The following is a 14,655-nucleotide window of genomic DNA, read 5'->3' as shown; positions in this document are numbered from 1 at the left end:
TCCGGATGGGGTCCCCGGCCATCCACCCTGCACCTGATCGCCATGGCGGCTGCCATGGCGCCGGAGCAGACCGCGTTCAGCGGTGCGGCAGGCCCCGTCACCTTCGGTGCGCTCCAGGCGCAGGTCGCCGCCACCGCGAGCGTGCTCGCCGCAAGCGGGCTCGACGCCGAGTCGGCGGTGGTGGGTACCGTGACCGGCCTGATCCCGAAGGCCGGGCTGGCGGCCGGTGAGATCGCCGCGGAGGCGAATCGGGTCGTCGACCACGTCCGTTCCACCGCGTTCGAGATGTCGGGCTCCTCGGATTGGGGCTCGCTCCCGGGTCTGTTCCGTTCGTCCGCTCATCGATTCGCCGACCGCACCGCCGTCGTCGACCTCGACGGCGCGGCGCTGACATACCGGGAACTCGACGAGCGTTCGGACCGGCTGGCCGCCGGGCTCATCGCGTCTGGCGCCGGTCCCGAGGTCCTGATCGGTGTCGCGATGCCGAGATCGGCAGAACTGATCGTCGTGTTGCTCGGCGTGATCAAGTCGGGTGCGGCCTACCTGCCGCTCGACCGGTCGCATCCGCTCGAACGACTCCAGACGATCATCGATGACGCCGGGCCGTTGCTGGTACTGGCCGACGACGAAACCATCGAGACCTGGCAGGCCCTCGACGTGTCCCTGTCCACGGTTGCCGATGCCGGCAGCGATCACGGTGTCGATCGCATCCCGCAGCGCATCAACGGGGCCCATCCCGCATACGTGATGTACACCTCCGGCTCGACGGGCAAGCCCAAGGGCGTGGTGGTCACCCACGACGACGTGGTCACACTGCTGCGGTCGGTCGGCGAGACCTACGACCTGTCGTGCGACGACGTGTGGACGATGTTCCAGTCGTATGCCTTCGACGTCTCGGTCGGCGAGATCTGGGTGTCGCTGAGCTTTGGCGGTCGCCTGGTGGTGCTCGACTACATCACCACCCGGTCACCCGCCGACTTCGTCGAGGTCCTCGAACGCGAACAGGTCACCGTCGTCCACCTCACCCCGTCGGCGTTCTATCAACTGGCCGCGGCCGTCCGGCCCCCGGCCGGAGATCGCCTCCCACAGTCGATCCGCCACATGATCTTCGCCGGCGAGGCACTCGATTTCGGTCAGGTGCGGCGATGGCACGACGACCGGCTGGAGGCCGACGGCAACTCCGGACCGTCGCTGCACAACATGTACGGACCCACCGAGGCCACCGTCTATGTGACCAGGCGAGAGCTCACCGTCGATTTCGTCGCGGACACCGTCGCATCGGAGATCGGCGCGGCCATCGAGAGCAGTCGGGCATACATTCTCGACCAGCGCCTCGCCCGGGTGCCCGAGGGCGTGGCGGGCGAGCTCTACATCGCCGGCGGACAGGTGACCCGCGGATATCTCGGCCGATTCGATCTGACCGCAACCCGCTTCGTCGCAGACCCGTTCGAGCCGGGCGCGCGCATGTACCGCACCGGCGACGTGGTGATCTCCCGCGGCGGAGGGATGGAGTACATCGGTCGCAGCGACGCCCAGGTGAAACTCCGGGGATACCGCATCGAGCTCGGTGAGGTGGAGGCCGCGCTCCTGGCCGTGCCCGGCGTCGATGCCGCGGCCGCCGCGATCAAACGACGCAACGACCAGCCCGAGCAGATGGTCGGCTACGTGGTCGGCAACGGTGCCGACGGCGGCGATCTGGATCACGCCGAGATCCGGTCCGCCGTCGCGACCCGGGTCCCCGACTACATGGTTCCCGACGTTGTGATGGTCCTCGACCAATTGCCGCTGAACGTCAACGGGAAGCTCGATCGCAAGGCGCTCCCGGTGCCGACGCCGGTGAGCGCGATGGTGTACGTGCCGCCGCGCGACGAGGCGGAACGTCAGATCGCCACGGTGTTCGAGGCCGTCCTCGACGTCGATCGGATCAGCGTCGTCGAGTCGTTGTTCGGCATCGGCGGCAATTCCCTGGTGGCCGCGCAGATCGCCGCGAGGTGCAAGGACGATCTCGACCTGGTGGTGTCGGTCCGGGACATCTTCGAAGCACCCACGGTGCGCGAACTCGCCGCGCGGGTGGCCGGTCGCAAGCACGTCCACCGACCCGAGCTCGTCGCGACCGAGCGGCCGTCGCCGATCCCGCTGTCGTATGCGCAGCGGCGAATCTGGTTCCTGGCCACCCTCGATCCGGGCAGCCACGTCTACAACATCCCGCTGGTGCTCAGGTTCGGTGGAGATCTCGATCCGTCGGCGCTCGACGGCGCCGTCCGTGACCTCCTCGGCCGGCACGAGATCCTGCGCACCCGCTTCCCGTCGACCGACGGTGTGCCCGAACAGGATGTACTCGGCGAGGGGAGCTACCGCCCCGATCTCCAGATCACTCCGGCGATCCGCATCCCGGCCGACGACCCGGCCGCTGTCGACGCAGCCCTCGCCGGCGTGATCGGCGTCGGTTTCGACCTCGAGACGGCACCCCCGATCCGCGCACGACTGTTCCAGACCGCCGACGACGAGTTCGTCTTCGCGCTCGTCGCCCACCATGTCATCAGCGACGGCGCGTCACTCACCCCGCTGGCACAGGACCTGGTGGCCTCCTACGTCGCCCGCCGAGGCGAGAGCGACCCCGACCGACCGCGACTCGACGTCCAGTACGCCGATTACACCGTCTGGCAGCGTCACGTCCTCGGTGACCCCGACGCGCCCGATTCGCTTGCCGCACAACAACTCACCTTCTGGGAGCAGGATCTCGACGGCGCGCCGGAACTGATCGCGTTGCCCACCGACCGGCCCCGACCGCCGGTGCAGGGCAATCACGCCGACGCCGTGACCTTCGAGATCGACGACGAACTGTTCGCCGCCATCCGGCAGTTCGCGCACACGCACAACGCGTCGCTGTTCATGGTGTTGCACGCCGCCTGGGTGCTGGTGCTGCACCGCCTGACCGGTGACCGCGACGTAGTGGTCGGCACCCCCTACGCCGGCCGTGGCGAGCGTGCGCTCGAACACCTCGTCGGCATGTTCATGAACACGGTCGTGTTGCGTACCCCCGTCGATCCGGCACGCGGCTTCGGGGAGCTGCTCGGAGATGTCCGTGATCGGGATCTGGCGGCGCTGGGCAACGCCGACATCCCGTTCGACATGATCGTCGACAAGCTGCAGCCGACCCGCAGCACCGCACATTCACCGATCTTCCAGGTGTTGCTACTTCTCCAGGACGCACAGGGCGCGCGGTTCGACCTGCCTGGCGTCACAGCGGAATTGGTCGAGCAGTACCGCGATCTGACCGATCACGATCTCGCGATCACCCTGATCGAGAGCGGCGATGGCGGTCAGGCCCTCTCCGGTGTCATCGAGTACGCGACCGACCTCTTCGACCGCGCGACGGTCGTCGAGTTCGTTGCGATCTTCGAGCGGATCATCCGGCAGGTCGTCGTCGAACCCGATCGTGCGATGGGCGACCTCGAGGTTCTGGGCGCGGCCGACATCGAGCGCCGCCGAGAGCTCTCCGCCGGAGCGATGGTGCCGGTGCGCACCGAGACGATCGCGGACGCGGTGGCCCGACAGGCCGTGACGACCCCCGATCTGCCGGCCCTGGTGTCCGACGAACGCACCCTGACCTACGGCGAGCTCGCGTCCCGGATCAACGTCCTGGCAAGGGATCTCATCCGACGCGGGGTCGGCCCTGATGTCGCCGTCGGCGTGTGCGTCCCGCGCTCGGTGGAGATGGTGGTGGCCATTCACGCCGTGGTCGCGGCCGGTGGGCAATATGTGCCGATCGACGTCGCCGCCCCGGTGGACCGGGTCCGGTACATGCTCGACACCGCAGGCGCCGGGATCGTCATCGTCGGCCCGGGTATCCCGCCGGGATCCGTCGTCGAGGCCGGTGCGGACATCGTTGTCGTCGAATGTGATTCGGCGGTCGTCGGCGACGACACGCCCGTGCGCGACGACGAGCGGCGCGCGCCTCTGCGCCCGGACCACGCGGCCTACACGATCTTCACGTCCGGATCGACCGGACGGCCGAAGGGCGTGACCGTGTCGCACGACGCCGTGGTCAACCGGATGCGGTGGGGCCTGGACGAATTGCCGATCGACTCGTCCGACACCGTTGTGCTGAAGACGCCGGTCACCTTCGACTGTTCGGTGGCCGAGTTGTTCGCGCCGTTGATGGTCGGCGCCCGGTTGCTGGTGCTCGACGCCGACGGTCATCTCGATCCGGTCTACGTGGCCGAGCAGATCGCGGCGCACCGGGCGACCATGGTGCACTTTGTCCCGTCGATGTTGTCGGTGTTCCTCGAGGTCGCCGGTCCGGAACGGATTCGGTCGCTCGATTCGCTGCGCATCGTGTCCACCACAGGTGAAGCGCTCCCGCCTGCCGTGGCGGCCGAGACGCGGCAGTTGTTGCCGGAGGTGCTGTTCTACAACCTCTACGGCCCGACCGAGGCCGCGGTGGAGATCACCTATCAGCAGATCGACGATGTGGACCCGTCGCTCGGATCGGTGCCGATCGGTGTCCCGGTGTGGAACTCGACCGCGCACGTGCTCGACGCACGGCTGCACCCCGTACCCAGAGGCGCTGCCGGCGAACTCTACGTCGGCGGGATCCAACTGGCCCGGGGCTATGCCGCCCGACCGGAATTGGAAACTGACCGCGGAACGGTTCGTGGCCGACCCGTTCGGTCCGCCGGGGTCGCGGTTGTACCGAACCGGAGACCTGGTACGTCACCGGCGCGACGGATCACTGGACTACCTGGGCCGCACCGACTTCCAGATCAAACTGCGGGGTCAGCGCATCGAGCTGGGCGAGATCGAGTCGGTGCTGGCGTCGGCGCCCGGCGTGGTGCACGCGGCCGCGACGGTGGCCGTCGCGCCGGCAGGCGGAGATCATCTCGTGGCATACCTGGCGGGTGCGAGTGGTCAGCCGATCGACCTGGACCGGGTCAAGTCGGTGACGGCGGAGGCGCTGGCCGAGTACATGCGTCCCACGGTCTGGATGGTCCTCGACGACATCCCGCTCAACTCGGCGGGCAAGATCGATCGTCGGGCCCTGCCGGAACCCGAGTTCAGCGCAGGGGAGTACGTGGCCCCGGAGTCGGATGTCGAGGCGAAGGTCGCCGGTGTGTTCGCCGACGTGCTGGGCGTCGACCGGGTGTCGGTGATCGACAGCTTCTTCGATCTCGGCGGCAACTCGCTGTCGGCCACCAGGGTCGCCGCCCGGGTGGCCGACGCGCTCGGGGCCGACGTACCCGTGCGGTCGCTGTTCGACGCACCCACGGCACGTGAACTCGCCGAACTCCTTTCGGGCGCCGGCGTACGACGGGCCGGCATCGCGGCGCTCGCTTCGGTCGCCGGATCACGGCTCCGAACCGAGCCGCTGCCACTGTCGTTCGCGCAGCAGCGGATGTGGTTCATCAACCAGTTCGACACGACATCACCTGCCTACAACATCCCCGTCCTGCTCCGCCTGCGCGGCCCGGTGGACGCCGACGCGATGGGAGATGCCTTCGCGGATGTGGTGGCGCGTCACGAAGTGCTGCGCACCCGCTATCCGGCCGGTCCCGACGGCACGCCGCATCAGGAGATCTCCGATGTCGCTGTGGCGATCCCGCTGTTGGACTGGGGGATCGGTGACGAGGCGCAGGCGCGTGAGCTCCTGTGGCGCGGCTTCGACGTCGCAGGTGAACTGCCCATCCGGGCCAGACTCGCGGCGCTCGGCCCCGACGAACACCTCCTCGTCGTGGTGGTCCACCACATCGCCGCTGACGGCGAGTCCGGTCCGGTGCTCGCCCGCGACCTCGCCATCGCGTACACCGCACGCGCACAGGGACAATCACCGGCGTGGGCGCCGATGCCGTTGCAGTACGCCGACTACGCGATCTGGCAACGGGACGCGCTGGGCGACGACCGTGACCCAGGTTCGGAGATCTCCCGACAGCTCGGGCACTGGCGGACGCAGCTCGCCGGGCTCCCCGACGTGCTGGAACTGCCAACCGATCATCCGCGTCCCGCGGTGGCGTCGATGCGCAGTGGGTCGGTCGAGTACCGACTCGGCGAGGACGTCCGTCATGGTCTCGACCAGCTCGCGCGTGCCCACGGCACCACGAGGTTCATGGTGGTCCACGCCGCGCTCGCCGTGCTGTTGGCCCGGTTGTCGGCAACCTCGGACATCGCGGTCGCGACGCCGGTCGCCGGCCGAGGCGACGTCGCCCTCGACGAGCTCGTCGGCATGTTCGTGAACACGTTGGTGCTACGCACCGAGGTGACCCCCGGTCAGACGCTGGCCGAATTGCTGGGCCAGGTGCGGCGCGTCGACCTCGACGCCTTCTCGCACGCCGACGTGCCGTTCGAACGGGTCGTCGAGGCACTGGACCCGGTGCGATCGGAATCGTTCGAGCCGCTCGCCCAGGTGTTGCTCGTCCTCGACCAGAGCGGCCTCGGACCGACGGCGGTCGGCGAGCTCGAGATCACTGCCGAGGATCCGGGGGCCGACGCCGCCAAGTTCGACCTCACGGTCGGGATGACCGAAACCGCCGAGGGCGAGATCACCGGCAAGATCATCTATGCCACAGACCTTTTCGATCACGCCGGCGCCGAACGCATCGCGGCCGCATTCCGCGGCCTGCTGATCGAGATCTCCGTCGCGGCCGCCGCAGGCGCCGATCCCGCGGTCGGTGATCTCGCCCTGGTCGACGACGCCGAGGCGTCCCGGCGCGTCGCAGGCGCCACCGGACCGCGCGTCGACCTGCCGGCCCAGGTCCTGCCCGAGGCCCTGAGCGAATTCGCTTCACGCCACCCGGACGCCCCGGCGCTGCTGTCCGACGACCGCGTCCTCGACCACGCCGAGTTCGCCGCCCGGGTGAACATGCTGGCCCGAGCGCTGATCTCGCTCGGGGTGGGGCCGGACGTGGCGGTGGCCGTCTGCATTCCGCGGTCGGTCGAGATGGTCATCGCGATCCACGCGGTGGTGACCGCAGGCGGACAGTACGTCCCGATCGACACCGAGGCGCCCGCCGAACGCGCCGACTACATCATCGACACCGCTGGGGCGACGGTCCTTCTCGTCGATCCGGGTGTCCGGCCTGCGCCTGTCGCCGGCAACGCGACGCCCGTCGTCGTGGTCGACGCGGACCACTCGATCGACCTCGATGCCCCCGACGCGCAACGGGTGTCGGACGCCGATCGGATCGCGTCCCTGCATCCCGACCACGCTGCCTACACGATCTTCACCTCCGGTTCCACCGGCAGGCCGAAGGGCGTCACGGTCAGTCACCGCTCGGTGCTCAACCGGCTGCGATGGGGGTTGGCGACCTTCCCGTTCGACGCCGACGACACGGTGATCCTCAAGACGCCGTACACCTTCGACGTCTCGGTTCCCGAGCTGTTCGCGCCGCTGATCGCCGGGGCTCGACTCCTCGTCGCCCGCCACGGCGGGCACACCGACCCGACGTATCTCGCCGACGTGCTGCTGGCGCACCGGGTGACGTCGGTGCATTTCGTGCCGTCGATGCTGTCGGTGTTCCTCGATGTGGTCCCGGCCCGGCAATTGGCCGAGCTGACCCATCTGCGCTACGTCTTCTGCTCCGGCGAGGCCTTGTCGCCCTCCGTCGCCGCCGCGGCCCGGGATCGGTTCCCGCACGCCGGGCTGCACGACCTGTTCGGTCCGACCGAGGCCGCCGTCGAGGTCGCCCATCAGGCGCTCGACGTCGTCGGCGACGTGGTGCCGATCGGCCGGCCGACCTGGAACACCCAGACCCTGGTGCTCGATGCACGCCTGCGGGTGGTGCCGGTCGGCGTACCGGGCGAGCTCTACCTCGGCGGTGTGCAGGTGGCGCGCGGGTATGCGGCCCGCCCCGACCTCACGGCCGACCGATTCGTCGCCAACCCGTACGGTGCGTCCGGCGGACGGCTCTACCGAACCGGTGATCTCGTCCGGGTCAATTCGGCGGGCGAGCTGGAATACCTGGGCCGCACCGACTTCCAGGTGAAACTACGCGGTCAGCGGGTGGAGCTCGGCGAGATCGAGTCGGTGCTCTCGGGGGTGCCAGGAGTCGTCCACGCGGCGGCGACCGTCGCCACCGGGCCCGGCGGCGCGCAGCACCTCGTCGCCTATCTGGCCCCGACGTCGACGGTCGACGTCGACGAGACGCGGCGTGCCGTCGCCGAGGCGCTACCGCAGTACATGCGGCCCACGGTGTGGACGGTGCTCGATGAACTGCCGCTCGGCAGTGCAGGCAAGCTCGACCGCCGTGCCCTGCCACAGCCGGACTTCTCGACGACCGAATCCACCGAGACGGTCGAGCCGGGGACCGAGGCGGAACGCCGTATCGCGGAGATCGTCGCCGGTGTGCTCGGCGCCGACCGGATCGGCGTGACCGAATCCTTCTTCGCGCTCGGCGGCGACTCGATCATGTCGATCCAGGTCTCCTCATTGCTGCGCGGTGCAGGGTTCCCGCTCAGTCCACGGGACATCTTCGAACACAAGACAGTTCGTGGCCTCGCCCGGGCCGTCGAGAGCTCGCCCGGCGACCTCCTGCACGAGCTGCCGGGCGGCGCCGTCGGAGATGTGCTCATCACGCCGACTGTCCACTGGATGCTCGAACACGCCGACGAGCCGTCGGATGTGGCGGACTACTCGCAGGCCGTCGTCCTCACCTTGCCGTCGCATGTCGACGAGGCCGGGCTGAGCGCCGTGCTCGACGCCGTCGTCGCCCACCACCCGGCCCTGTCGGCGCGGTTGACGCGGACAGCCGACGGATGGTCGATGCGGGCCGGTGAGCCTTTCTCCGGTGCCGACGCCCTCACCATGTGGAGCACCGACGACGCTGCCCGGCATGCGGGGGCCGCCGACCGTGCCGGACTCGTCCGCGCCGCTCATGCCGATGCGCTGGGTCGCCTCGACCCGGCGGCGGCACAGATGATCGCCTGCACCGGCGTGCGCGGCGATGGCAACGATCCGGGCCGACTGATCCTGGCCGTGCACCACCTCGCCGTCGATGCCGTCTCGTGGCGCACCATCATCACCGACCTCGCGATCGCCTGGTCGCAGCAGAGTGCCGGCGGGCCGATCAGACTGCCGGACAACGGCACATCGATGCGGCGGTGGGCGAGTGTTCTCGACGGCCTCGCGACGTCCCGCGCCGCCGAGCTGCCGATCTGGGAACGTCACCTGCCGCAGCATCCCACCCTGCTCGGCGCGCCGACGGTCCGAGACCGGGACCGGCAGTCCGGTGTCCGATCCCAGACGTTCCGGGTGCCCGCCGATCTCGCCGAAGCGGTCCTCGGCCGCATCGCCACCGCCTTCCGGACCGGGGCCGACGACATCATGCTCGCCGCACTCGGACTCGCCGTGGCCCGCCACCAGGGCGGCCCGGTCCCGGTGTCGATCCTGCTCGAGGGTCATGGCCGCGAAGAACACGTCGGTGAGGCGCCCGCCGACCTGTCCCGGGCCGTCGGCTGGTTCACCAGCGTCTCGCCACTGACCGTCGACATCGATCCGACCGCGCCCATCGCCGCGCTCGTGAAGGCAACCAAGGAAGCCATCGCCGAGCGGCCCGACGACGGCATCGCCTTCGGCGCGCTGCGATACCTCCGACCCGATTCGCCACTGGCCTCTCGGCCGTTGCCGCCGATCACGTTCAACTTCCTCGGCGCGGGCGCGGCCTCGAGTCCTGGGCGGGCCGCACGCGACGTCGATGCAGACGTCGCGTTCGCACCGGTCGCCGACGCACCGCGCCTGCCCGGCACCGTCTCGGGGACGATGGCCGCGCTCGCGCAACTCGCGGTCAACGTCAACACCGTGCCGACCGCCGAGGGTCGTGTCCTGGAGGTCGAGTTCAGCTCGCCGGCAACGGTTCTCGACGACGAGGCGGTGGCATCGCTGGCCGCAGGCTTCACCGGTGCGCTCGCCGAGATCGCCACCAACGTCGACACGGTCGGCGATCCCGGTCTGAGCCCGTCGGACGTCGCGGCCACGGGCCTCACCCAGCGCGAGATCGATCAGCTCGCCATCGGGTACCCGGACGCCGACCTGTGGTCGCTCACCCCACTGCAGCGCGGTCTGTTCTATCAAGCCGAACTGGCACAGTCCGAACACGCCGAGGCCGATCACGAACCGGCGGACGACGCGACCGGCCTCGACGTCTACGTCACCCAGGGCGTCATCGACATACACGGACGGATCGACGGCGATCGTCTGCACGAGTCGGCACGTCGGCTGCTGGGCGATCACCGGGTGCTGCGCTCCGGCTACCTGCGGACCGAGTCGGGCACACCGCTCGCGGTGGTGCCTCCACACGTCGACCCGGAGTGGGAGACCGTCGACCTCCGCGAACTCCCGGCCGACGACGCCGAACGCCGCGCCGACGAACTGGCCCTGGGGGATCGGGTCACACCGTTCGACCTGGCCGCGCCGCCCCTGCTGCGTTTCCGGCTGATCCACCTCCCCGACGGCGTGACGCGGTTCGTCGTCACCAACCACCACCTGCTGCTCGACGGCTGGTCCAATCCGCTCGTACTGGCCGAACTGTTCGCACACTACGGCGGCCTCGAACTCCCGGGCACCGACGAGACGGCCGGCCGTGACTACGGCGATTTCCTCGACTGGCTCGCCCGGCGGGACGACGACGCGGCACTGGCGTCATGGCGCGAGATCCTGGCCGACGTCGACGGACCGACCCTGGTACGGCCCGGATTCACCCCCACCGCAGACGAACTGCCCCGCGATCAGACGGTCGCCGCCGGTACCGATCTCTCGTCGCGACTGACGCGGTTGGCCCGCGACACCGACACCACGGTGCCGACCATCCTCCAATACGCCTGGGGCGTGCTGCTGTCCCGACTGACCGGACGCAGCACGGTCACCTTCGGCGAGACGGTCTCCGGCCGGCCGCCGGAACTGCCCGGTGTCGAGTCGATGATCGGCCTGTTCATCAACACGCTGCCGGTGGTCGTCGATGTCGATGCGGCACAACCGGTGCGCGACGGCCTCGCCGATCTGCAGGCCACCAAGGCACGGCTCCTCGATCATCAGCATGTCGGCCTCGCCGACATCGCGTCGGCCGCCGGACATCACGTGCTGTTCGACACGCTCACCGTCTACGAGTCCTATCCGGTGGATGCCGACGCGGTCACCGCGGGCAGCTCAGCGGCCGGCCTGCAGATCGGGCAGGTGTCGCTGACCGACGCCACCCACTATCCGCTCAACCTCGCCGCCGCACCGTCGGGCGACGACATCGACCTGACATTCAAGTATCTCCCGAACGCCTTCTCGGACACCGAGATCACGCGTATCGCAGGTCTGTACCGGACGCTGCTGGCCGGATTCGTGGCCACGCCCGACGGCGCCGTCGGCGACATCGAGCTCGTCGACGCCGACGAACGTGCCGCACTCGCGCCGATGACGTCGCCCGCCGCCGCATCGCCGCGAACGATCACCGAGATCCTCGCCGCGCGTGAGGTGACCGGCGACCGCACAGCACTGATCCTCGGTGACCGGTCGGTGACCTACGACGAGTTCGGTGATCGCACGCACCGGCTCGGCCGCATGCTCATCGGCGAGGGCATCGGCCCCGGAGACGTGGTGGCGGTGGCGATCGCCCGGTCTGTCGAGTCCGTCACCGCGGTCTTCTCGGTGCTGGCCACCGGTGCCGCGTACCTGCCGATCGATCCGACGCTGCCCGCCGACCGTATCGCTCACATCCTCACCGATTCCGGTGTGGCCGTGGCACTCACCGCAGGCGACTCCGGACTCGACGAGCGTTTCGGCGAGGTCCGTTGCATTGCGATCGACCACCCGTCGATCCGGACACGGCTGGACGGGCTGTCGGGCGCACCGATCGCCGACGACGAACGGACTCGCGCCGCCCGCCTCGACGACCTCGCGTACCTGATCTACACCTCGGGCTCGACCGGACGGCCCAAGGCCGTTGCCGTGTCGCATCGTGGCGTCGCCGAAATGCTTGCCGCACAGCGGTCGATCTCGGGAAGGGGAATCTCGGGAACCGAGTCCGACATCCGGGTGCTGCACGTGGCGTCCCCGAGCTTCGATGCCGCATTCTTCGAGATGGCCTGGGCCATCGGACTCGGCGTCACCCTGGTGATCTCCCCGGCCGACGTCTTCGCCGGACCCGCGCTCGTCGAGGTGATCGTCGACGGTGCGGTCACCGATGCGGTCATCACCCCACAGGTGCTCGCGACGATGGAGCCCCACGGCGTCACCTCGCTACGTCACCTCACGACGGCAGGTGAGGCGTGTCCACCCGACGTGGTCGAGGCCTGGGCGCCGGGCCGGGAGATGTTCAATCTGTACGGGCCGTCGGAGACGACGGTGTGGGCGACCGCGGCGGCGGTGGTCCCCGGCGAACCGATCACCATCGGACGCCCGGTCGGCGGCTTCTCGGTGGCGGTGCTCGACGAGCGGCTGCACCCGGTTCCGGCAGGCGCCGTCGGCGAGTTGTACCTCGCAGGCGACGCCCTCGCGCTCGGTTACCTGAATCGGACCGGTCTGTCGGCGTCGGCCTTCGTGGCCGATCCTCTTGGCGCGCCGGGCAGTCGGATGTACCGCACCGGCGACCTCGTCCGCTGGACACCCGACGAACACACGGGCACTCATCGGTTGGAGTTCGCCGGCCGGGCCGACTTCCAGGTGAAGATCAACGGTCAGCGGGTCGAGCTCGGCGAGATCGACGCCGTCCTCACGGCGCAGCCGGGCGTCGACACGGCGGTCACCCAGGGCGTCGGGGGAGATGCCACCGGCATCCGTCTCGTGAGCTATGTGGTGCCGGAGGCGGACAGTCCGGCGGAACTCGACCCGGGCGTACTCACCAGTGCGGTGGGCGAGCGGCTCGCGAGGTACATGGTGCCCTCGGCGATCGTCGTCCTCGACGCCCTGCCGCTGACCACCAGCGGAAAACTCGACCGACGCGCACTGCCGATCCCGGACCGGCTCTCGGCCGACGAGTTCGTCGCACCGGTCGGTCCCGGCGAGACCCAGATCGCCGAGATCATGGGCGACCTGCTGGGCCGCGACCGGGTCAGCGCGACCGAATCGTTCTTCGACCTCGGCGGCAACTCACTGTCAGCGACCCGACTCGCCGCACGGATCTCCGCGACCACGGGCGCCACCGTGCGGGTCCGCGATGTCTTCGACCACCCGACGGTGCGAGATCTCGCTCGGGTGGTGAGCCGTGCCGCGATCGATACCCTGGCATCCGTCGCGCCGGGCTCGATCCCACGGCCGCACCACCTCCCGCTGTCGTACTCGCAGCAGCGGATCTGGTTCCTCAACCGTTTCGATCCGGAGTCGCCTGCCTACAACATCCCGCTGGTGTTGCGCCTCGACGGCGACCTCGACGTCGCTGCGCTGCGCGACGCTCTGGTCGACGTCATGGGCCGACACGAGGTGCTGCGCAGCACCTTCGGGGACGTGGACGGGGCGCCCGTCCAGACCGTGCATCCGGCCACCGACCTGTCGACGACGTTGCGTTGGCAGCAGCTCGACGGCTCCGACGCCGAGATCGCCGCCGCCGTGACACAGGCCGTCACCACCGGATTCGACATCGCGACCGAGTTGCCGGTTCGAGCGGTACTCGGCACGGATGTGGCCGACCGTCGACGACACGTGCTCGCCCTCGTCGTGCACCACATCGCCGCCGACGGCGAATCGATGACACCGCTGCTCGCCGATGTCCTCACGGCCTACCGCGCGCGGACCGAAGGTGCCGTGCCGACGTGGACACCCCTGCCGCTGCAGTTCGCCGACTACGCACTCTGGCAGCGCGCGGTCCTCGGTTCATCAGACGACCCCGACTCGGCGATGGCGGCGCAAACCCGTTACTGGACAAAACAGTTGGCGGCCCTGCCCGATGTGCTCGAGCTGCCGGCGGACCGTCCGCGCCCGGCGGTTGCGACGCTGCGTGGCGCGGCCGTCGAGGTCGACGTCCCCGCCGAGGTCGCATCCGCGGTCACCGCGATCGCCGCCGATCGCGGAGTCACGTCGTTCATGGTCGTGCATGCCGCGCTCGCCGTACTGCTCGCCCGATTGTCCGGCACCACCGACATCGCCGTCAGCACGCCGATCGCGGGACGTGGCGATGCGGCCTTCGATCATCTCGTCGGCATGTTCGTGAACACGCTCGTCCTGCGTACCGAGGTCGACTCGTCGACGACGTTCGCCGAACTCCTCGACTCGGTGCGGCGCACCGATCTCGACGCGTACGCGCACGCGGATGTTCCGTTCGAACATCTCGTCGAGGAACTGAACCCGACTCGTTCGGAGGCGTTTGCGCCACTGTCGCAGGTGTTGTTGACGGTCGACGCCTCGTCGAGGGGGAGCATCGATCTGCCCGGGCTGACCGTCGCACCGGTACAGGCAGGCGAGCCGTCCGCCAAGGTGGATCTGACCATCGACATCGCCGTCGGAGACGGTCCCGACGGCTGGCGCGGTTCGATCGTGTACGCGACGGATCTCTTCGACGCCTCGACCATCGAGCGACTGGCCACCCGATTCGTCGATCTCCTCGGTGATCTCGCGCTTCACCCGTCGGCCGCGGTCGGCGACCGCCCGTTGCTCACCGACCGAGAGCACGGCGACGTCCGCCGACTCTCCGTCGGGTCCGACGTGGCGGTCCGCGACACCACGCTGGACACCGCGATCGTCGAGCA

Annotated in this window: 1 protein-coding gene and 1 pseudogene (1 of these 2 only partly in view); both read left to right on the top strand. The window is 69.4% G+C overall.

Annotation, left to right across the window (positions count from 1 at the left end; translation table 11 throughout):
* Positions 1–42: 42 nt before the first annotated feature.
* Positions 43–4,557: pseudogene (locus OVA31_RS04365) on the top strand (amino acid adenylation domain-containing protein); the annotation flags it as partial.
* 100 nt (positions 4,558–4,657) lie between these two features.
* Positions 4,658–14,655, top strand: partial view of a non-ribosomal peptide synthetase gene (locus OVA31_RS04360; protein WP_267629874.1) — the 5' portion only. It continues 39,004 nt past the right edge of the window; the window shows 9,998 of its 49,002 coding nt (coding positions 1–9,998); its start codon is at positions 4,658–4,660; its stop codon lies off the right edge, out of view.

The sequence above is a fragment of the Gordonia sp. SL306 genome, assembly GCF_026625785.1.
In the GTDB taxonomy this organism is placed as follows: Bacteria; Actinomycetota; Actinomycetes; order Mycobacteriales; family Mycobacteriaceae; genus Gordonia.
This window is presented reverse-complemented; position numbering and strand designations above follow the sequence as displayed.